At 70.2% G+C, this 21606-nt stretch carries 18 protein-coding genes; 10 read left to right on the top strand and 8 right to left on the bottom strand.

Translation table 11 applies throughout. The features are described from left to right. Positions 1-113 precede the first annotated feature (113 nt). Together BHQ18_RS14435 and BHQ18_RS14430 are read right to left on the bottom strand one after the other, a co-directional pair. The gene (locus BHQ18_RS14435; protein WP_084294077.1) at positions 114-1751 is read right to left on the bottom strand and encodes a GMC family oxidoreductase; all 1638 of its coding nucleotides are present in this window, start codon (positions 1749-1751) and stop codon (positions 114-116) included. 60 nt (positions 1752-1811) lie between these two features. Next, on the bottom strand, positions 1812-3011 hold the full coding sequence (locus BHQ18_RS14430) for a metallophosphoesterase (RefSeq protein WP_069414299.1): 1200 nt from the start codon (positions 3009-3011) through the stop codon (positions 1812-1814). A 182-nt stretch (positions 3012-3193) separates the two neighbouring features. Between BHQ18_RS14430 and BHQ18_RS14425 the strand changes: the two genes are divergently transcribed. From BHQ18_RS14425 to BHQ18_RS14415, 3 genes are all read left to right on the top strand, one after another. Next, the gene (locus BHQ18_RS14425; RefSeq protein ID WP_069414298.1) at positions 3194-3616 is read left to right on the top strand and encodes a hypothetical protein; all 423 of its coding nucleotides are present in this window, start codon (positions 3194-3196) and stop codon (positions 3614-3616) included. 210 nt (positions 3617-3826) lie between these two features. Beyond that, positions 3827-4300 carry a hypothetical protein gene (locus BHQ18_RS14420; RefSeq protein WP_069414297.1) on the top strand — a complete coding sequence of 158 codons (474 nt, stop codon included), beginning with the start codon at positions 3827-3829 and terminating at the stop codon, positions 4298-4300. Positions 4301-4337: 37 nt separating this feature from the next. Continuing rightward, on the top strand, positions 4338-5807 hold the full coding sequence (locus tag BHQ18_RS14415) for an amidase (protein ID WP_069414296.1): 1470 nt from the start codon (positions 4338-4340) through the stop codon (positions 5805-5807). On the opposite strand, the gene BHQ18_RS14410 is transcribed toward BHQ18_RS14415, so the two are convergent. After that, complete coding sequence (locus BHQ18_RS14410; RefSeq protein WP_069414295.1) at positions 5804-6943, bottom strand: RNA polymerase sigma factor; 1140 nt, start codon at positions 6941-6943, stop codon at positions 5804-5806. The genes BHQ18_RS14415 and BHQ18_RS14410 overlap by 4 nt on opposite strands. Before the next feature lie 4 nt (positions 6944-6947). Further along, positions 6948-7355: a YciI family protein gene (locus BHQ18_RS14405; RefSeq protein WP_069414294.1), complete on the bottom strand. Its 408-nt coding sequence runs from the start codon at positions 7353-7355 to the stop codon at positions 6948-6950. Between the two features lie 101 nt (positions 7356-7456). Between BHQ18_RS14405 and BHQ18_RS14400 the strand changes: the two genes are divergently transcribed. Next, a complete protein-coding gene (locus tag BHQ18_RS14400) occupies positions 7457-8230 on the top strand; it encodes an enoyl-CoA hydratase/isomerase family protein (protein ID WP_069414293.1) in 774 nt (257 codons plus the stop codon). A gap of 73 nt (positions 8231-8303) precedes the next feature. On the opposite strand, the gene BHQ18_RS14395 is transcribed toward BHQ18_RS14400, so the two are convergent. Both BHQ18_RS14395 and BHQ18_RS14390 read right to left on the bottom strand, forming a co-directional pair. After that, positions 8304-8696: a Zn-ribbon domain-containing OB-fold protein gene (locus BHQ18_RS14395; RefSeq protein ID WP_069414292.1), complete on the bottom strand. Its 393-nt coding sequence runs from the start codon at positions 8694-8696 to the stop codon at positions 8304-8306. Positions 8697-8703: 7 nt separating this feature from the next. Next, on the bottom strand, positions 8704-9870 hold the full coding sequence (locus tag BHQ18_RS14390) for a thiolase family protein (protein WP_069414291.1): 1167 nt from the start codon (positions 9868-9870) through the stop codon (positions 8704-8706). Positions 9871-10053: 183 nt separating this feature from the next. On the opposite strand from BHQ18_RS14390, the gene BHQ18_RS14385 reads away from it, so the two are divergent. The 6 genes from BHQ18_RS14385 to BHQ18_RS14360 all read left to right on the top strand — a co-directional run bounded on the left by BHQ18_RS14385 (position 10054) and on the right by BHQ18_RS14360 (position 19025). Beyond that, a complete protein-coding gene (locus BHQ18_RS14385) occupies positions 10054-11148 on the top strand; it encodes an acyl-CoA dehydrogenase family protein (protein WP_069414290.1) in 1095 nt (364 codons plus the stop codon). 3 nt (positions 11149-11151) lie between these two features. Continuing rightward, complete coding sequence (locus BHQ18_RS14380) at positions 11152-12345, top strand: acyl-CoA dehydrogenase family protein (RefSeq protein WP_069414289.1); 1194 nt, start codon at positions 11152-11154, stop codon at positions 12343-12345. A 1-nt stretch (position 12346) separates the two neighbouring features. Continuing rightward, entirely contained in the window at positions 12347-14683 is a 2337-nt protein-coding gene (locus BHQ18_RS14375) for a CaiB/BaiF CoA-transferase family protein (protein WP_069414288.1), read from the top strand. Between the two features lie 60 nt (positions 14684-14743). Then, positions 14744-15676: a LysR family transcriptional regulator gene (locus BHQ18_RS14370; protein ID WP_069414287.1), complete on the top strand. Its 933-nt coding sequence runs from the start codon at positions 14744-14746 to the stop codon at positions 15674-15676. Continuing rightward, the gene (locus BHQ18_RS14365) at positions 15669-18188 is read left to right on the top strand and encodes a DEAD/DEAH box helicase (protein WP_205866100.1); all 2520 of its coding nucleotides are present in this window, start codon (positions 15669-15671) and stop codon (positions 18186-18188) included. The genes BHQ18_RS14370 and BHQ18_RS14365 overlap by 8 nt, the downstream gene beginning before the upstream one ends. Before the next feature lie 87 nt (positions 18189-18275). Next, positions 18276-19025 (top strand): Crp/Fnr family transcriptional regulator, encoded by a 750-nt coding sequence (locus BHQ18_RS14360; protein WP_069414285.1) that lies wholly within the window; start codon positions 18276-18278, stop codon positions 19023-19025. Positions 19026-19103: 78 nt separating this feature from the next. Here BHQ18_RS14360 and BHQ18_RS14355 read toward each other — a convergent pair whose 3' ends face one another. Both BHQ18_RS14355 and phnE read right to left on the bottom strand, forming a co-directional pair. Next, complete coding sequence (locus BHQ18_RS14355; RefSeq protein WP_069414284.1) at positions 19104-20108, bottom strand: zinc-binding dehydrogenase; 1005 nt, start codon at positions 20106-20108, stop codon at positions 19104-19106. Continuing rightward, positions 20084-21598, bottom strand: coding sequence for a phosphonate ABC transporter, permease protein PhnE (phnE, locus tag BHQ18_RS14350; protein WP_084294075.1), 1515 nt, complete (start codon positions 21596-21598; stop codon positions 20084-20086). The genes BHQ18_RS14355 and phnE overlap by 25 nt, the downstream gene beginning before the upstream one ends. Positions 21599-21606 lie beyond the last annotated feature (8 nt).

The raw sequence follows: 21606 nt of genomic DNA, 5'->3' as shown, positions 1-21606 counted from the left end.
CACCGCGCCACCCCAGCCACACCCAGCCCCGCCGAGCGTCGAAACTATCGCGCGAAACCGGCCGAAACACGCCTAAAACCCGACGCTCGTGACCGTCCGGCCGACCCCCGGCGCTACGACAACCCGTGCGTCTCACCGATGAGCTCGGCGGCGCGCTCGCCGATCACCACCGACGGCGCCATGGTGTTGCCGGTGGTGACCCGCGGCATGATCGACGCGTCGGCGATGCGCAACCCGTCGATGCCGTACACGCGCAGTTCGGCGTCGACGACCGACATCTCGTCGCGGCCCATCTTGGCGGTACAGCTCTGGTGCCAGTAGGTCGCCGCGGCGTCGCGGATGAACCGCAGTAGCTCGGTCTCCGTCCGATCCCCCGGCATCACTTCGCGTTTCGCGAACGGCGCCAGCGGCGCGGCGTTGCCGACCTCGCGGCTCAACTCGACGCCGGCGATCGCGGCGCGCACGTCGGCTGGGTCGGAGAGCATGTTGGGGTCGACGCGCACCGGGTCGTTCGGACGCGGTCCGCTCAGCCGCACCGATCCTCTACTCTGCGGGCGGACCAGCCCGGTGTAGAGCGTCCAGCCCGCTTCGGGCATATCGCACTGCCGCGCGCATTCGGCGCTCGCGAGCGGGAACTCGACCTGGCAGACCTGCAGATCGGGAGCGTCCAGGCTCGGGTCGCTCTTCCAGAAATAGGTGGCCTCGCTTCCGGCGTTGCGCGGCGCGATCGGCTCGCGGTACTCCCAGACACATCCGATACCCGGGTGGTCCTGCAGGTTCTGCCCCACCCCCGGCAGGTGTTGGACGGTCGGAATACCGAATCCGCTCAGCTGGCCGGAGTCGCCGATCCCGCTGAGCATCAACGCTTTCGGCGTGTGGATCGCTCCCAGGCTGAGCACCACCTCCGATGTCGCGCCGACGCGGTGGGTCTGCCCGTCGCGGACGAACTCCACGCCGGTCGCCCGGCCGCCGTCCAATATCACCCGGGTCACCAGCGCGCCGGTCAACACGGTCAGGTTCGGCCGGTCCATGTACGGGTAGGTGTACGAGCGGAACACCGACTGCCGAATACCGTCGCGCACCCGGATGTCGCAGATCGCCGCTCCGCCTTCACCTTCCATCATCTTGCCGTTCGGATGGTCGAACGTCGGTATGCCGGCGTGCGCTGCGGCGGCGACGAGTGCCGGCGCCACCGGGCTCGGATCCGGCGCGGGCTGCACGAACACGTTGCCTCCGGTCCCGCGGTAGTGCGGGTCGGGCACCCCCTGCCAGTCCTCGATTCGCCGGTAGATGTCGAGGACGGACTCATACCCCCACCGCGGGTCGCCCGCTTCGGAAGCGAAGTAGTCCCAGTCGTTTCGGTGCCCGCGGGACCACACCATCACGTTGATGCTCGACCCGCCGCCGAGGACCTTGCCCATGTTCATCGGGATGGACCGGCCGTTGAGGTGGGGATTGGGGGCAGCGACGAACTGCCAGTCCCGTTCGGTGTCCAGGTTCAACGGCCACTGGCCGGCGTTGCGCACGGCGGGCACGTCGTCGTCGCCGCCGGCTTCCAGCAGCAGCACGTGCACCGAAGCGTTCTCCGCGAGACGACGGGCCGCCACCGACCCCGACGATCCCGATCCGCAGACCACGAAGTCGTAGTGCGGGCGCAGCGCTGCCCGTAGCCGCGCCTGATTGGACCGCACCCGGTCGACCAGACCCGCCTGGTCGCCCGATACGCCTGCCCCGTCGGCGGTTTCGCCCATGATCACTGCTCCATTTCCGTCACGTTGCAGTAATCAAGACGGCATCGCCGCCGAAAACGTTCACTCCATTCGGCGCAGCGTCAGCAGCGTGATCTCGCTCGGGGCGAAGACCCGGAACGGCGGACCCCAGAAGCCGGTACCTCGACTGGTGTAGAGCTGCGTGCGCTCACCGTGCCGGCTCAGCCCCTGCACCACCGGTTGCTCGAGTCGCACGAGGAAGTTGAACGGCCAGATCTGGCCGCCGTGGGTGTGCCCGGAGACCTGCAGATCGACGCCGGCCCGCACCGCGTCGGCGACCTGTTTGGGTTGGTGTGCGAGCAGCAGCACCGGCAGCGCCCGGTCGGCGCCGGCCAGCGCGGAGGCGAGGTCGGCGCCGTGGTCGTGCAGTCCGGAGGAGCCGGCGGTGGCGTCGTCCACGCCGGCGATGACCATCGCGTCGCCGCCGCGCTCGACGACGATGTGCCGGTTGTGCAGCACCGTCCACCCGATCCGGTCCATGTAGTCGAGCCAGCCCTGGGCCTCGCTGAAGTACTCGTGGTTCCCGGTCACGTACACCCGCGCCGAGGCGGCCCGCACCGACGCCAGCGGTTCGGCCTGCGGTTCGCGGACCTCGACCGTGCCGTCCGCGATGTCGCCGACATGGCAGACGACGTCGGCGCCGAGTTCGTTGACGCGGTCGATCACCGCCGCCGACCATCGCGCGCGGTCGAGCGGGCCGTAGTGCGTGTCGGTGATCAGCACCACCCGCAGACCGTCGAGCCCGCGGCCGAGCCCGCCAATGAAAACGTCGACGTCCTTGACCCGCGGCACCCGCAGCGCCTCGCGGTTCCCCCAGACGAGTAGCGCCACCGCGACCGCGATCACCGCCGCGGTGGTGATCCTCGCCGCTGCAGGATCGCTGACCCCCGCGAGGTGCAGCACCAGCCGAAGCACCTGTCCCAACACCGACCACACGAACAGCACCCAGCCGATGCCCAGCAGCGCATCACCGGTCGCGGCGGCCCAGTCGATATGACGCCGGCCGTGGCCCAGCATCATCAGGGTCGGCAACCCGACAAGCGCCGCGGCGAACAGCGCGGTACCGACGACGAACACCGCCGCCGGCCAGGCCGCGCCGGAGGCCAGCAGCAGCCACCACGGCACACCGAACAGGGTCAGCAGGACCGCGGCGACGATCAGGGTTCGTCGCCAGCGCCGCCGGCGCTGCAAGTGCCGCTTCGGCGGGGTGGTTTCCACGACTTCTGCCGGCGTATCCGCCATGACACCTCAGTCTCGATCGGCAAAGGGGGATGCCATCGACGCTACCGGGCCGTGCGATCGCACCCGGGTTGTCGGCCGCCCACAAAGGACCCCCGCCTTGTTGTCTGACCCGGGCAAGCCCAGCAGCGCTGTTCGGGCCGATCATGGACAGAACAGCAAACCATCGCGCGACAGGAAGGGGAATGACCGTGCACCGCCATGACGCCGCCGAGGGGCGTCCAGCCGACATCGAAGCCGCCAACGACGAGGCGATGACCACGTTCCGTCTCGGTCTGCCGTCGTGGCCGGTTTTCACCTACCTGCGCGGGGGAGAACCGTTGGTGCGCAGGACCGATCAGATCGAAGCCGTGGTCCTGCTGCTCGCCGTGTTCGTGTCGGTGGTGGCTGTCCCGGTCGCGCTGGCCGTGAGCACCGCTGTGTACGACGGCAGCGGCGCGGTTTTCGGCGCGGTGCTCGCGGGCGGCGCGCTCTGGGCGTTCGTCGCCGGCGCGGCTGCCTCGCTGTACCTGGTGACCCGCGCGATGTGCAACCACGTCCGGTCGGCCAACTGGCAGCACACCCTGGAGCGGCTGGTCGACCACGGCGAGGGCCAGCCCAGCGCCTGAGACCCGTCGAGATCTGCAGCAGGGTCGTGCTCAGGCCCCCGACCGCAGCCCTGGCGTGGAATTCGACGCACAGCGCAAAACCCGGAACAAAAAGATGATGCGGAACGGTTATCAAGGTTTGTCCCGTTTGTCACACGGGTAACTTCCGTAACAGGTCGGCCACATCGCGCCGGTCACGGAACCGAAGAAAGAGTCGAATGGAACAACGCCATGAACACAGTTCTGTACTTGAGCGCCTCCGGCGCCGCATATGAGACCCGCGCGTACACCCCGGCCGATATCGACCGCCTCATCACAGACCACGGACTGCAGTCGCTGACCAGCACCGACCGGCAGTACGACTTCTGGTTCAGCCCCTCGGCCGCCGGTTGCCAGCGGCGCGTCAACCGCACCGCCACCGAGTTACTGCTGGCGACCACCGCGTTCACCGCGAAGACCGTGCCGCTGCTACGCGGCTGCGTCGTCATCGCCACCCATGACCACGACGGTGATCTCGACGGCCTGAGCTGGCAGCAACTCGACGCTCTCAGCGGCAAGAGCCGCTCACTGACCAAACGCCAGGCGCGTCAACTCGACCGCCGCATCGCCCGCGAGGACCGGCGCCGCGCCGAGACCCACCGCCCAGCGGCGGGCGTCAGCTGCGCGCGACCGCGCACCCCTGTGCGGAGCGCTGCGTCCCGGTAGGTCGCACGTCCGCGGCCGGGACCCGTACGGTCGAGCCGTGGACTTCGATGAATACCGCGCACACGACGCCGTCGGACTGGCCAAGCTCGTCGCCGACAAGGAGGTGACGGCGGCCGAGCTGCTCGACATCGCCAAAGCCCGGGCGGCAGAAGTGAACCCGCGGATCAACGCGATCATCAGGGACGTCCCGGCCGACGCGTCGCAGCGACGCGAGGGACCGTTCGCCGGAGTGCCGTTCCTGATCAAGGACCTCGCGCAGGACTACGCGGGGCTGCCGACGTCGGCCGGTTCCCGCGCGTTGATGTCGACGCCGGCACCCGAGCACGCCACGGTGGTGCGACGCTGGCTCGACGCCGGCCTGGTCGTGTTCGGCAAGACCAACACCCCGGAGTTCGGCGCCAAGGGCATCACCGAACCCGACGCCTGGGGACCGGCGCGTAACCCGTGGGACCTCACCCGCTCGCCCGGCGGGTCCTCGGGCGGATCGGCGGCCGCGGTGGCGGCCGGCATCGTGCCGTGCGCAGGCGCGAACGACGGCGGCGGATCCATCCGCATCCCCGCGGGTTGCTGCGGCCTGGTCGGACTCAAGCCCGGTCGCGGTCTCACCCCGTCCGGACCGGCGGTCGGCGAATCGATGCACGGCGCGGCGGTGCAGGGCGTGGTGTCGCGCACGGTGCGCGACACCGCCGCGATGCTCGACGTGATCATCGGCGGCGAACCCGGCGCGCCGTATCAGCCCGCGCTGCCGGAGTCGTCGTTCACCTCGGCCGTCGGCGCCGACCCCGGCACCCTGCGGATCGGGGTGCGGGTGCCCTCGGCCATCAACCCCGAACCGCACCGCGAGGCGTTCGCGGCCGTCGACCGCACCGTGCAGGCGTTGACCGATCTCGGCCACCACGTCGACGAACTGCCCCAGGCGCCGTTCGACGACGCCGCGCTGGCCCGCGACTTCCTGCTCACCTGGTTCGTCTACACCGCGTGGGAACTCGACGAGGCGAAGCGGTTGACCGGCGCCGGAGACGACGCGTTCGAGCGGGATACGTTGATCCTGGCCGCGATCGGCCGAGCCACCGGCAGCGTCGACTACGTGGACGCGGTGCAGCGCCGCCACGAACACACCCGCCGGCTGACCACGTTCTTCGAGTCCTACGACCTTCTGCTCACCCCGACGCTGGCGACGCCGCCGCCGAAGATCGGCGAGTTCGACCTGCCTGCGCTGCTGCAGCGGGCCTCCGATGTGTTGCTCAAGACGCGCACCGCAGGTCTGTTGCGCCACACCGGGATCGTCGACGACATGGTCGACAAGAACCTCAACTGGGTGCCGTACACGCAGCTCGCGAACCTCACCGGGCGCCCGGCGATCTCGCTGCCGCTGCACTGGACCGCCGACGGTGTGCCGCTCGGGGTGCAGTTCGTCGCGCCGCTGGGCGGCGAGTCGCTGCTGATCCGGCTGGCCGCCCAGCTCGAGCAGGCGCTGCCCTGGGCGAATCGGCTGGCGCCGGTCTAGCTCCGGTGCCGCAGCGACGCCGCGCGCAGCGTCAGGTGGTCGCGCTCGGCTTGTGTCTGCGCCTTGGCGGCGGCATCGACGTACAGCGTTGTGGCCGTAGCGAAGTCGCCCGCGCGCTCGTGCAGGTAGGCGGCCGCGGCAGTGTGGCGCGGCAGCGCCGGGTCGAGCTCGGCGAGGGCGGCCAACCCGGCCCGCGGCCCGTCGGCCTCACCGACGGCGACCGCCCGGTTCAGCCGCACCACCGGGCTGTCGGTGAGGCGGACCAGTTCGTCGTACCACTCGACGATCTGCACCCAGTCCGTCTCGGCCGCGGTCTGCGCGTCGGCGTGCAGCGCGGCGATCGCGGCCTGCGCCTGGTATTCGCCGAGCCGGTCGCGGGCCAGCGCCGCCTGCAGCACCGCGATGCCCTCGCCGATCAGGTCACGTCGCCACAGGCTGCGATCCTGCTCGGCGAGCGGCACGATGCTGCCGTCGGCGCGCACCCGGGCCGGGCGACGCGCGTGGTGCAGCAGGAACAACGCGAGCAGCCCCGCCGATTCGGGATCGTCGGAGGCCGCGGCGAGCTGGCGGGCCAGGCGGATCGCCTCGGCGGCGAGGTCGACGTCGCCGGTGTAGCCCTCGTTGAACACCAGGTACAGCACGCGATGCACGGTGCTCAGGTCGCCGGGACGGTCGAACCGGACCTCGCTGACGGTGCGTTTGGCGCGGCTGATCCGCTGCGCCATCGTCGCCTCGGGAACCAGGTACGCCTGCGCGATCTGCCGGGTGGTGAGCCCGCCGACGGCCCGCAGCGTCAGCGCAACCGCCGACGCCGGGCGCAGGCTGGGGTGCGCGCACAGGAAGTACAGCTGCAAGGTGTCGTCGACGGTGACGGCGGGTCCCGGTCCGGGTTCGTCGGCGGCCCGGGTCTCGCGCCGTCGCCGGGCCGCCTCCGAGCGGGTCAGGTCGATGAACCGCCGCCACGCCGCGGTGATCAGCCACCCCGTGGGGTCGGAAGGCATTGTGTGCGGCCATGTTTCGACGGCACTAATCAGCGCTTCCTGGACCGCGTCCTCCGCGGAGGCGAAGTCCGCGCCGCGTCGGACCAGCGCGGCGAGCACCGCGGGGATCAACTCCCGGATCTCGGCCTGGTTCACCGGCTCAGTCGGTGACCGTCGGCGCGTGGCTCATGAACGGCCGCAGTTCGAGCCATTCGTGGATGGGCCGGCCACCGGCGCCGGGCGCCGCTGAGAGTTCGCCGGCCAGTTCGACGGCGCGCTCGTAGCTGTCGACGTCGATGATCATCCAGCCGGCGACCAGGTCCTTGGTCTCGGCGAAGGGGCCGTCGACCACCGGCGGCTTACCCGGCCCGTCGGAGCGCACCCAGGCGCCGTCCGGTTGCAGGGCCTGGCTGTCGACGTACTCGCCGCTGGCCCGCAGGCGCGCGGCGAAGTCGTTCATGTACTGGATGTGCGCGGTGATCTCGTCGGGCGTCCACTGGTCCATCGGCACGTCGTTGACCGACGCCGGCGCTCCCCGGTAGTGCTTGAGCATCAGATACTTGGCCATGACTCGTCCTTCCGGTGTTGCGATCGCGACCCTAGTTGGTCGCGCACCCGGGGGACGGAGCCGTCACGCGGTTCTCGACATCGCCCGCCTAGGGTTGGTCCATGAGCCTCGTGACCTATGCGCTCGACGACCACATCGCCACCATCACGCTCAACCGGCCCGAGGCCCGCAACGCCATCAACGGTGCCCTGCGGCAGGAACTGAACGCCGCCTGGGAGCGGTTCCGCGACGAGGAGGACGCGTGGGTGGCGATCCTGACCGCCAACGGCGACGTGTTTTGCGCCGGCGGCGACCTCAAGGACGGGGAGGGATCGGTCGGTACCTTTGCGGGCACGTTCTGGGAAAAGCCGACGATCAACTCGTTCGAGAGCGGGATGGAGCTGTTCAAACCGACGATCGCCGCGGTCAACGGGCCGTGCATCGGCTACGGGGTGACCGGAGTGTTGTTCTGCGACTTCGTGATTGCCTCGACGACAGCGACATTCGCGTTCCCGGAGGTGTCGATCGGGGTGCCGACGATCGTCGGCGCCATCCGGTTGCCCGAGCGGGTGCGCTGGGCGGACGCGATGGAACTGCTGCTGACCGGTAAGCCGGTCAGCGCCGAGCGTGCCAAGGAGATGGGCCTGGTGTGGCGCCTGGTCGAACCCGAGGACCTGCAGGAACAGGCCCGCGCGTGGGCGCGCACGCTGACCGAGGCCGCACCGCTGGCGCAGCGCGCCACCAAGGAGGTCGCGTGGCGCACCGCCAACATGGGTTGGATCGAGTCGGTGCGTTTCGGGGAGACCATGCGCAAGGTCGCGGCCGCCACCGACGACGTTCGCGAGGGGATCACCGCGTGGCGGGAGAAGCGCCCACCGCGCTGGCGCGGCCGCTGACCCTCACCCGCGAGCAGACACAGAATCGCCCACTCTGCGGCGGATTCGTGCGATTCTGCGTCTGCTCGCCGGATCAAGCCGGCACGAAATACGGGATCGCTTCGGCGGCGTCGCCCTCACCGAGGGTCTGGAAGGCGACCCGCACCCGCGCGCCGAACAGGTCGGCATCGGGGTCGGCGTCGGGGAACGACGTCCACCACCACGGGCCCTCGTCGAGTTCGACGATCCCGACCGGCAGCCGGTGCACCGCGTCGCCGGCGCGTTGATGGAGGACCGACCAGCTGACGACGGTGCCGGTGCCGGCGGCCGCGAACCGGGTGTAGCGCTGCGGCGCCACCGACACGTCGAACTGCGGCTCCAGAACCTCACCGGTCTCGTTGTCGCGCACCAGCAGAAACTCGCCACGCTTGGCGCCGTCGAAGAACTCGGCCGAAAGCCGGTCGCGCTGAACGGGAAAGAGTGGCATGAGGCTCCTAGTTGTCCGTGCCCAGCACCAGGGTGCAGTGGTAGTCGAGGATGCCGCCGTTGCCGGACACCAGCACCCGGTCGTGGTCGTCGACCTGACGCTCACCGCCCTGCCCGCGGGCCTGCACCACGGCTTCGTGCACCGGCGTCATCCCCCACATGTAGAACGCGCTGAGCTCACCGCCGCCGGTGTTGAACTTGAGCCTGCCGTTCGGCCCGATCATGCCGGGCTCGGCCATCGCGGGCCCACCTTCGCCCTTCGGGACGAAGCCGTAGTCCTCCAGCGTCAGCAACGCGGTGAACGTGTAGCAGTCGTAGATCTGCGCGACGCCGACCTCGTCGAGCGTGGTCTGCGCCATCTTCAGCGCCGCGGGCCCGGCCTGCGCCGCGCCGCTGACCAACCCGAAGTCGTCGTTGCGCACACCGGCCCGGCCGGGATGCGCCTGCGCCCAGCCCAATACGCGCACCGGCGGCTGACGCAGCATGCGGGCCCGCTCCAGCGAGGTGACGATCACCGCGACGCCGCCGTTGCTGACCAGACAGCAGTCGTAGAGGTGGAACGGCTCGGCGATGTAGCGGCTGGCGTGGTACTCCTCGAGCGTCAACGGCGTCCCGTAGAACTGCGCGAGCGGATTGCGCTGCGCCCAATCCCGTTGCGCCACCGCGATATGCCCCAGCTGATCTGAGGTCGTACCGTACTTCTTCATGTGTCGACGCGCGGCGAGTGCATACATCGTCGTCGGCGACATGACGCCGTTGGAGGCGGTGATCCCGTCGAATCCGCGCGGCAGCGACCGCCCACCGGAGTAGGCCGCCGAGGCGCTGGACTTCTCCTTCAGCGGCGCGTCGGCCCAGACGATCGCGACCGTGTCGGCCATCCCGGACTGCACGGCCATCGACGCGTACTGCACCATCTGACCGGCCGTCGACCCGTAGCCCTGCATCGCGGTGAGCAGCCGCAGGTCGGTCAGCCCCAGCGCGTGCTGCAGCTCGACGCCGACGCGCGCCTTGATACCGCCCGACACCAGCAGCCCGTCGATGTCGGCCAGCTCGAGCCCGGCGTCGGCGGCGGCCAGGCGCACCGCCTCGGCGGCGAACTGCTTGGCGGTCTTGCCGTACACCTTGCCCTGCTCGGTGATGCCGAGGCCGGCGATGGCGGCCGTGGGAACGCTCATGCGTCGATTGTTTGCGGGCCCGTCGGCGCCTGTAAACGACCGAACGGCTCACCGGTACATGCTCGTTTGGGAAATCCGTCCCGCCGGGGGCATGTCGCAAACGGAAATCCGCCGGTGTCGACATTCGTGATTTACACCGGGCCCGACAGATCAGAGCATGAGGAGCGACGAGAGGCGGTTGGTATGACGATCAGCGTGGCCGAACGCGCCGAGCTGCGCACCGCGGTCGGCGAGTTGCTCGCCGACAAGTGCACCGAGCAGGACGTGCGGCGGGTGATGGACACCGACGACGGGTTCGACCGCGCGCTGTGGCGCCAACTCGCCGAGCAGGGGGTGCTGGGCATGCTGGTCGCCGCCGAGTACGGCGGCCTGGCGTTCGGCGCGCAGGAACTCGAAGCCGTCGCCGAGGAGACCGGCGCCGCGCTGCTGCCCGCCCCGTTCATCTCCAGCGCCGTGCTGACCGTCGCGCTGCTCAACGCCGCCGGCTCCGACGACGACCGGCGGCGGCTGCTGCCCGGGCTGGCCGACGGCACCGCGATCGGGACCGTCGCGCTGACCGGCGCCGCCGGCACGTGGACCCCCGACGGCGTGGACGTGCGTGCGGACGCCGACGGCAACCTCACCGGCGCCGCCCACTTCGTCACCTGGGGTCAGGTGGCCGACGTGCTGCTGGTGGTGGCCCGCACCGCCGACGGTGTCGGCGTATACGAGGTCGGCCCGGACGCCGCAGGATTCACCCGCACCGCGGCAACGGTTTTCGACCCGACCGTGCGGCTGTCGGTGTTCACGTTCGACAACACCCCGGCCCGCCGGATCGGCACCGCCGGCTGGGAGGTCGTGCAGCAGGCACTGGACTACGCGGTGATCGCGTCGGCCGGTGAGCAGGCCGGCGGCTCGCGGCGGATCTTCGACATGACCGTCGAGTACCTCAAGACCCGGGTCCAGTTCGGCAGGCAGATCGGCAGTTTCCAGGCGCTCAAGCACATGGCCGCCGACCTGCTGCTGGAAGTCGAGAACGCCACCTCGGCCGCCCAGCACGCCGCCGCGCAGATCGACAGCAGCGACGAAACCGCCGACAGCGCAGTCGCACTGGCCGGTTTCGCCTGCGCCGAGGCCTACGAGACCATCACCATGAACGCGATCCAGATGCACGGCGGTATCGGGTTCACCTGGGAACACCCCGCGCATCTGTTCCTGCGCCGGGCCCGCACCGGGCTGCACCTGTTCGGCGGCACCCGCCTGCACCGCGAACGCTACCTCGTCTCGAAAGGCGCCTGAGGAATGACCACCACCGATCACCCCAGCGCCGACGAGCTGCGCGCCGAGGTCCGAGACTGGTTGCGCGACAACTACGAACCGCTGCCCAAGAGCAGCGACCCGTGGGTGTCGTCGCCGGAGCGGATCGCGTGGCTGGAGAAGGTGCTCGACGCCGGATACGCGGTGCCGACCTATCCCACCGAGTGGTTCGGCCGCGGCTACCCCAACAAGCTGGCAGCAGTCATCGGCCAGGAATTCGCCGCGGTCAAGGCCCCCGGGTCACGGCAGGACAAGTACAACATTCCGGCCAACACGATCCTCGCGCTCGGCACCGAGAAGGTCAAACACGACCTGCTGCGCGACTTCCTGGTCGAGCGCTCACGCACCTGCCTGCTCTACAGCGAACCGGGCGCCGGTTCGGACCTGGCGAGCGTGCGTACCACCGCGGTACGCGACGGCGACCGGTGGATCGTCAACGGGCAGAAGGTGTGGACGTCGGGCGCGCAGACCGCCGACTACGCGCTGCTGCTGGCCCGCACCGACTGGGACGTGCCCAAACACAAAGGCCTGAGCCTGTTCATCATGCCGATGAAGCAACCCGGTATCGAGGTGCGCCCGCTGGTGCAGATCACCGGCGAGTCGCACTTCAACGAGGTGTTCATCAACGACGCCGCCGCGGCGGACGACTACCTGCTCGGCGGTGAGGGCAACGGCTGGCGCGCCCTGCAGACCGCGCTGGCCTACGAGCGTTCGATCATGGGTGACAGCGGCCGCGGGTCGCGAAACCGCAAGGCCGACAGCCTTATCGAGCTGGCCCGCGAGAACGGCGTCCTCGACGATCCGGCCGTGCGCTACCCGCTGGCCAAGGTGCTGGCCATGCGCGAACTCAACAAGCTCAACAACGCCCGCGCCAAAGCGTCGGCCGACCTGGGCACCTCGAGTTCGATCATGTCGCTGGGCAAGCTGGCCATGTCGAAGATTCTGCACACCGAGGCCGCGATGAAGACGCAGATCGTCGGCGCCCGGGCGCTGCTCGCCGGCCCGGACAACCCGGTCGCCGACGACGTCAACTTCCTGACGCTCAACGCGTTCTTCACCTCGATCGGCGGGGGCACCGACCAGATCCAGCGCAACATCATCGGCGAACGCGTCCTCGGGCTGCCCCGCGAACCCGACCCGGACCGCGAGATCCCGTTCCGCCAGGCCCGCCGGAGCTGACATGTCCGACCCCTACGACCCGCCGCTGAGCGGGGTCCGGATCCTCGACCTGACCTTTGGCCCGATGACGGCGGTCGGCCGCCTGTTCGCCGACCTCGGCGCCCACGTCAGGGTCGCGCAGCCGACCGCGATGACCGGCGCCGACGTCGTAGGCCCGCACGTCGTAGGCCCGCACGTCGACGGGCTTGTGGTGCAGACGGCGATCAACCGGCACGGGATGGCGACGACGGACGTCGACCCCGCCTCCGCCGAGTTCGACAGCTTGCTCGCCGACACCGACATCCTGATCGAGAACACCGCGCCCGGTTCGCTGGCCGAGGCGACGCTGGAGGTGCGCGACATCCGCCGCAGGCACCCGTCGCTGGTGATCCTGTCGATCAGCGACTTCGGCCGCGACACCGACTACCGCACGTGGCAGGCCACCACCCCGGTGCTGCACGCGCTGACCAGTGAACTGTCGCGCTCGGGCGTGCCGGGCCGCGAACCGGTCATCCCGCCCGCGGAGCTGCCGTACCAGGTCGCCGCGGCGCAGGCCGCGGTGCTGACGACCGCGATCTACCTGGACCGGCTGCGCACCGGCGAGGGCGACCTGATCGACTTCTCGGTCCTCGACGGCGCGATGCAGACCCTCGACCCGCCGTTCGGGTCGGCGGGCAGCGCGTCGGCGGGTGTCGCGGTCAGCGCCCAGCAGCGCGACTGGACCGCCGAGCAGATGCGCTACCCGATCATCGCGTGCAAGGACGGCCACGTCCGGATCTGCATCCTGGCCACACGTCAGTGGCGCGGCATGTTCGAATGGCTGGGCCGCCCCGAGGATTTCGCCGACCCGTCCTTCGACAAGCTCGGAAAGCGTTTCCGCTCACCGGAACTGCTCACCGCGATCACCGCGTTCTGCGCCGACAAGACCCGCGCCGAACTGGAGGCGCAGGGCCAGGCGCACGGAGTGCCGACAGCTTCGGTGCTCACCCTCGCCGAGGCGTTGGGCGCCGAGCACTTCACCGCGCGCGGCTTCTTCGGTGACGTCGAGTTGGCGCCCGGTGTGGTTGCCCCGATCCCGGTGGGCGTCAGCGAGATCGACGGTCACCGGGCCAGCGCGCTGAACCAGGCGCCGACACCGGCGCCGCGCCCGGCGGGGGCACCGCTGCTGAGCGCGCGCGCCCGCCGGGGAGAGGGCCTGCCGCTGGAAGGCATCCGGGTCCTCGACCTCGGCGTCATCGTGGTCGGCGCCGACACCGCCCGGCTCTTCGGCGATCTGGGCGCCGACGTGGTCAAGATCGAGCATTCGGCGCATCCCGACGGGTTGCGCGTCGGCAAGCTGACGTCGATGACCCAGCCGTTCGCGGCCGGGCACCGCAACAAACGCTCGATCGGGCTGGACCTGCGCACCGAGGATGGCCGCGCCCTCGCGCACCGCCTGGTCGAGCAGTGCGACGTCGTGCTGTCGAACTACAAGCCCGGCGTCGCCGAGGCGCTCGGCATGGACTACGCGACGCTGCGCCGCATCAATCCCGAGATCGTGGTGGTCGACAGCTCGGCGTTCGGCCCGACCGGCCCGTGGGCCAAGCGGCTGGGCTACGGCCCGCTGGTGCGCGCGGCGGTCGGCGTGACCAACCTGTGGGCCGATCCGGAAGACCCCGAGACGTTCTGTGACACCGTCACCGTCTACCCCGACCATGTCGCGGCGCGGATCGGCACACTGTCGGCACTGGCGCTGCTGCTGCGCCGCGAGCGCACCGGCGCCGGCGGGGCGGCGAGCATCTCGCAGGCCGAGGTGATGCTCAGCCACCTCGCCGCCGACATCGCCGCGGACGCGCTGGTGCGCGGCGGGCACACCCGCGCCGAACCGCGCACGCGCGACTACCCGTGGGGTCTGTTCCCGGCGGCGGGTAGGGACGAATGGCTCGCGATCACCGTGCGCGACGAGGCCGACCTGCAGGCGCTGCGCTGGGTGATCGGCCTGCCCGGCGACGACCCGGTCGATCCGCAGGTGCTGAGCGCCTGGACGTCGCAGCGCTCCCGGTTCGACGCGATGGAGCGCCTGCAGGCCGCCGGTGTGCCCGCCGGTGCCGTCCTGCACGCCGACGAGCTGCCGTCGTTCGGGTACTACGAGCAACGGCGCGCGTTCCGCGAGGAACTGCACCCGCACGGGACGGTGCCGTTCCGGATGGAGAACGTGCAGGTCCACTGCGACCACGTGGCCGACCCGCCGCTGGGGCAGGCGCCGCTGCTGGGGGAGCAGACCGTGGAGATCGCGGCCGAACTGCTCGGCCTGGATCCCGGTGAGATCGCCGACCTGTGCGCGCAGGGCGTGCTGGAGGTCCCGGCGCTCGAGGAATGAGGCGGTGAGGCGATCTCGTAGCATTCGGGGGTAGCTCTACCACGCTCGAGTGCGGCAGGAATGGACATCGACTTCACCAGGCTCAGATATTTCGTGGCTGTCGCTGACGAGCTGCACTTCAAACGGGCCGCGGACAAGTTGATGATCACCCCGCCCCCGCTGAGCAAACAGATCAAGCTGTTCGAGAAGGAACTCGGCGGCCCGCTGTTCGAACGCGGCTACCACGAGGTGCGGCTCAGCCCGCTCGGTCAGCGGCTGATCGGGCCGGCGCGCGAGATCCTGCGCCAGGTCGAGGAGTTCAAACAGACGGCCGTGCAGGGCGTGCGGGGCCTGGCCCCGATGCGGGTCAGCGCCACCGCGTATGCGCCGTCGGATCTGCTGACCCAGCTCGAGTCGGTGCTCGCGACGCTGCCCGAACCCACCCAGTTCAGCGTTCCGGGTTCGGCGGCCGAGGTGACGGCGAAGCTGATCGGCGGGCACGCCGAGCTGGGGCTGATCCACTTACCGGCCAGCGACAAGCGGCTGCGCTACAAGGTGGTGGCCAGCTACCAGGGCGCGATCGCGGTCCGGTTCGACGACCCGCTGGCCGCCCGCGACCAGGTCACCATCGAGGAGTTGCGGGACCGCGAGGTCGCCATCGACGTGGCCCGGCCCAACCCGGTGGTGCTGGCGGGCCTGATCCGGCAGCTCAACAGCCGCGGCGTGCACCGGATCGTGCGGACGACGAACCAGCGCGGCGGCGAGGTCGAGATGGCCACCCAGGTGTTCAACCGCCACCTGGTCGCGGTGGTCAGCTACGCCCCGGAGTCGTTCATCGGCAAGATGTTCTCACCACCGGAGTTCAAGTTGATTCCGGTCGACGAAAGCACTTGGCCGCCAGCGCGTATCGCGTTGGCGTGGGTGCCGGAGCGGCTGCAGGCCAGGCTCACCGACGTCGAGTTCGCCGTCGAGCAGATCGCCGACCGGCTCGGGCCGGTGCATCGCGGTGCCTGAGCCCTCCCTGACCGCCGCCGCGCAACGCCTGTCGCAGGACCCCGACGAACTGTTCGTGACCTTCGCGGCGTGGGCCGAGGCCAACGGCACGACGCTGTATCCCGCGCAGGAGGAGGCGCTGATCGAACTGGTCAGCGGCGCCAACGTGGTGTTGGCGACGCCGACCGGGTCGGGCAAGTCGCTGGTGGCCACCGGCGCGCTGTTCGCGGCGCTGGCGGGACGGCGCCGCAGCTACTACACCGCCCCGATCAAGGCCCTGGTGAGCGAGAAGTTCTTCGCGCTGTGCGACGTGTTCGGCGCCGACAACGTCGGCATGCTCACCGGCGACGCGGCGGTCAACGCCGACGCGCCGATCATCGCCTGCACCGCCGAGATCCTCGCGAACATCGCGCTGCGCGAGGGTACAGACGCAGACATCGGCCTGGTGGTGATGGACGAGTTCCACTTCTACGGCGACCCGGACCGAGGCTGGGCGTGGCAGGTGCCTCTGCTGGAGCTGCCGAAGGCCCAATTCCTGTTGATGTCGGCCACCCTCGGCGACGTCACGTTCCTGCGCGAGGACCTGACGCGGCGCACCGGGCGGCCCACAGCGCTGGTCGCCAACGCTGAACGCCCTGTGCCGCTGTTCTTTTCGTACGCGACGACGCCGATGCACGAGACCATCGGCGATCTGCTGGACACCAAGCAGGCGCCCATCTACGTCGTGCACTTCACCCAGGCCTCGGCGCTGGAACGCGCGCAGGCGCTGATGAGCGTGAATGTGTGCACCAAGCAGGAGAAGGCGACGATCGCCGAGCACATCGGCGCGTTCCGGTTCTCCACCGCGTTCGGGTCGACACTGTCGCGGCTGGTGCGGCACGGCATCGGGGTGCATCACGCCGGGATGCTGCCGAAGTACCGGCGGCTGGTCGAGCAGCTGGCCCAGGCCGGTCTGCTCAAGGTCATCTGCGGCACCGACACGCTCGGCGTCGGTATCAACGTGCCGATCCGCACGGTGGTCTTCTCGGCGCTGTCCAAGTACGACGGTGTGCGCACCCGACTGCTCAACGCCCGCGAGTTCCACCAGATCGCCGGGCGGGCAGGCCGCGCCGGATACGACACCGCGGGCACCGTCGTCGTGCAGGCACCCGACCACGAGGTGGAGAACCTCAAACAGTTCGCCAAGGTGGCCGACGACCCGAAGAAGCGGCGAAAACTGGTGCGCCGCAAGGTACCCGAGGGCATGGTGCCGTGGAGCGAGTCGACGATGAAGCGGCTGGTCGACGCCACCCCCGAACCACTGACCAGCAACCTTCGGGTGTCGACGGCGATGATCCTCGACGTGGTGGCCCGACCCGGGGACCCGTTCGCCGCGATGCGACGACTGCTCACCGACAACCACGAACCGCGCAAACGCCAGCTGCAGCACATCCGCGAGGCCGTCGGCATCGCCCGCTCGCTGCTGCAGGCCGGGGTGATCGAACGGCTGGACGCGCCCGAGCCCGACGGTCGGCGTTACCGGCTGACCGTCGATCTGCCACCGGATTTCGCGCTGAACCAGCCGCTGTCGACGTTCGCGCTCGCCGCGGTCGAGGCGCTGGACCCCGACGCGGACACCTTCGCGCTCGACGTGGTCTCGGTCATCGAGGCGACGCTGGAGGACCCGCGCCAGATCCTCGCCGCGCAGCTGAACAAGGCCCGCGGCGAAGCGGTGGCGGAAATGAAGGCCGACGGCATCGAATACGACGAACGCATCGAGCTTCTCGACGACGTGACCTACCCGAAACCGCTTGACGAACTGCTCGGCCACACCTTCGAGGTGTACCTGCGGAGCAATCCGTGGGCCGCCGACGGCCGGCTGTCCCCGAAGTCGGTGGTGCGCGAGATGTGGGAGCGCGCGATGACGTTCCGCGAGTTCGTCAGCCATTACGGGTTGACCCGCTCCGAAGGAGCGGTGCTGCGGTACCTGTCCGACGCGTACAAGGCGCTGCGGTCCGGGGTGCCCGCCGCGGCCAGGACCGAGGAACTCACCGACATCGTGGAATGGCTCGGAGAGCTTGTCCGCCAGGTGGATTCGAGCCTGCTCGACGAGTGGGAGCAGCTGACCAGCCCGGACCAGCCGCACGACGCGCCGGTCGCGGTGCCGGCCAAGCCACGCCCGTTGACGGGGAACGAGCGGGCGTTCACCGCGATGGTGCGCAACGCGCTGTTCCGCCGGGTCGAACTGTTCGCCCGGCGGCGCTGGTCCGACCTCGGCGAGCTGGACCGCGGGTCGGGGTGGACGGCGGACCGCTGGCAGCAGGTCGGCGCGGAGTACTACGACGAACACGACGACGTCGGCACGGGCGCCGACGCGCGCGGTCCGGCGCTGCTGATCATCGACCGCGAGCCCGACGTGTGGCGGGTCCGCCAGATCCTCGACGACCCCGCGGGCGATCACGACTGGGGTTTCACCGTGGAGGTCGATCTCGCCGAGTCCGACGAGGCGGGTGCGGCGGTGCTGCGGTTGGTGGACGCGGGCCGGCTCGACTGACGCTCAACCAGCTGGACCGGAACACCGATACAGCTAAACAAATAGAGGTATCATCGGCGTCAATCATCTCTACAGATCAGGACCGCCATGCCTCTCGCCAGCACCGACGCCATCCTCGCCAGAGCGGGGATCTTCCAGGGCGTCGAGCCCGCAGCCGTCGCGTCGCTGATGGAACACCTGCGTCCGATCCAGTTCCGGCGCGGTGAGGAGATCTTCGCACAGGGCGCACCCGGCGACCGGTTGTTCATCGTCGTCGACGGCAAGGTGAAGATCGGCCAGCGCACCCCCGACGGCCGCTCGAGCCTGCTGGCGATCATGGGCCCGTCGGACATGTTCGGCGAGCTGGCGATCTTCGACCCGGGTCCGCGCACCTCGAGTGCCATCGCCGTCACCGCGGTGCAGGCGGTGTCCATGGACCGTGGTGCCCTGCGCACGTGGATCGCGGACTCGCCGGGCATCTCCGAGCAGCTGCTGCGGGTGCTGGCCCGCCGCTTGCGTCGCACCCAGGACACCTACACGGACATGATCTTCACCGACGTGCCCGGCCGGGTCGCCAAGCAGCTGCTCGCCCTCGCCCAGCGGTTCGGGCAGCAGGAGGGGGCCGGGCTGCGGGTGGCCCACGACCTGACCCAGGAGGAGCTCGCCCAGCTCGTCGGCGCCTCGCGCGAGACCGTGAACAAGGCGCTCGCCGACTTCGCGCACCGCGGCTGGCTGCGCATCGACGGTAAGAGCGTGCTGATCAAGAACCTCGAGAAGCTGGCCCGCCGGGCCGGGGACCGCTCGGCGCAGCCCACGACCCCGCCGGCGCCGCCCCTGCTGGCGTCCAACGCCGGCTGACCCGGGTCCCGCCGAGCGTGCGATTGCGTCACGCTTTTCGCGAGTTCGCGTGACACGAGCCCACACTCGGCACGATTCTCACGGGGCGATCGAGGCCCGCAGCGCCCCGACCGGCGCCGCGGCGAGCACGGATCCCGTGGCGTCGAGGCCGACCGGATCGGCCACCAGGGACGCCCACGGATAAAGCTCATCGGTCCGGTGCAGGAACGCGACGGCCTGCTCGAGGTGGTGGGGCTCGTAGTTGTGCACGCCGGTGATCGTCCACCAGTTGCGCACCACCGATTCCGGGTCGACCGGCAGCGGCGCACCGGGCAGGACGGCGCCGGCGAGCACCAGCGTGCCGCCGACGTCGAGGCGCCCGAGCGCGGCGGCCGCGGCGGCCGACGACCCGGAGAAGTCGATCGCGACGTCGACGACCCCGCCGGCATCAGCGGCAGCGCCGAATCTCTGCGCCGACCGGACCCGCACCTCGTCGACGTCGACGATCGTCACCTCGGCGCCGGCCTCGGTGCTCGCCGCGGCGGCGGTGACCCCGAGCATGCCGGCCCCCACGACGAGAACCCGACGACCCCGCAATGCACCCGCGGCCTCCAACGTCGCCATCACGGTCGCCGTCGCACACGCCGCGGGCACCACCACCCGGTCGTCGAGCCTGCACGGAACCCGTTGCACCGCAACGCCTGTCGGTAACACGATGTGCTCGGCGTAGCTGCCGGACAGCGGCCAGTCACCGTCGAACGGCTCGTGGCCGACCTTGCGAACCGCGTGACATTTCGCGGTGCGCCCCGATCGGCAGCGTGCGCAGGCGCCGCAGCTCGAGGTGACCGACCACACCACCCGCTCCCCCACGGAGAGCTCCGTGCGCGGCCCGATGGCCACCACCTCGCCGACCGCCTCGTGGCCGAGCACACTCGGGCACGGTCCGGCGCGCCGGCCCGCGACGGTGTGCAGGTCGCTCCCGCACACGGTGGCGAGCCGGATGCGGACCACGGTCTCGCCGTCCGGCAGTTGCACGTCGCGCATTTCGACGCCGGTGCCGGTCCACACCGCGGCGCGGCTCAGACCAGTTGCGACCGGATCCACCCCGACAGCCTCTCGATGCTGTAGACGATGACGAAGATCACCAGCACGATCGCGCCGGCCACGTCGAAGTTCAGGGTGCGGATCGACTCGAACAGCAGATACCCGATACCGCCGGCGCCGACGATGCCCAGGATCGTCGACGTCCGCACGTTGACGTCGAGCAGATACAGGCTCGAACCGACCATCGCCGGGATCGACTGCGGAATCACCGCGGCGGTCAACGTCTTCCACCAGCCGCCGCCGACCGAGCGCACCGCCTCCATCGGGCCGGGGTCGATCTCCTCGACCGCGTCGGCGACCAGTTTGGCCAGGAACCCGACCGATCCGATCGCCAGCGCGCAGGTGCCCGCGATCGGGCCGAGGCCCAGCGCAGCGACGAACACCACGGCCAGGATCAACTCCGGCACCGCGCGGACCGCCAGGATCCACCCGCGAGCCACCCAGTAGCACAGGCCGTTCGGTGCGACGTTGCGCGCCGCGAGGATTCCGACCGGAATGGACAGCACGACGCCGATGGCCGTCGACACCACGCCGATCGCGATGGTCTGCAGTGCGGCGTCGAACAGGTCGACGCCCAGCGCGTCGAAGTTCGGCGGCACCATCCGGGCGAACACCTCGACCGACGGGCCGACCCAGGTGAACAACGACACCGGGTTGATCTTCAGGACGATCAGCGAGGCCACCGTCGCCGCGATCAGGGTCAGCGACAACCCGAACCGTGCCGCGCGGTCCCGCCGCGGATCAGAGGCCGACGGGGTCAACAGGATCCGGCGGATACCGATCGCGGCCAGTTCCATCGCGACGATGATGGCGAGGATCACCAGCACGATGCCGAGCGCCCGCGGATAGATCAGCCCGCGCAGCGCGTCCTGCAGCGCGAACCCGATCCCGCCGGCGCCGACGAACCCGAGCACCACCGACATCCGCAGGTTGATGTCGATGCGGTAGACGAACGCCCCGATCCAGGCCGGCACCACCTGCGGGACGACGGCGTTCAGCATCTCCCGGAAGTAGCCGACCCCGGTGCTGCGCAACGCTTCCCGCGGGCCGGCGTCGCTGGCCTCGATGGCGTCGGCGAACAGCTTGCCGAGCATGCCGATCGAGTGCAGCCCCAGCGCCAGGATGCCGGGCAGCACACCGATACCCAAGGCGCGCACGAACAGCACCGCGAACAGCAGATCCGGCATCGCCCGGCAGAACGTGATGACCGCCCGCGCCACCGTGTACACGAACGGGTGCGGCGTGGTGTTGCGAGCGGCCAGGAACGCCAACGGCACCGACGCGATCGCGGCCAGCACGGTGCCCAGCACCGCCATCAGAAGCGTCTCGACGGCCAGTGTCCCGATCCGGCCGGGATCGTCGAGCCTCGGCGGCAGCATGCGCTCGATCAGCGCCACGACCTCATCGGCACCGCCGATCAGGTTCGCGGGCAGGAAGTCGATGAACCACGCCGAGACCAGCGTCACGACCAGCGCGGCGACCGCGACCATGTGCAGGG

The sequence above is a fragment of the Mycolicibacterium flavescens genome (assembly GCF_001722335.1).
GTDB lineage: Bacteria > Actinomycetota > Actinomycetes > Mycobacteriales > Mycobacteriaceae > Mycobacterium > Mycobacterium flavescens.
The sequence above is the reverse complement of the archived record's forward strand: the minus strand, read 5'-3'. Positions and strand labels throughout refer to the sequence as shown.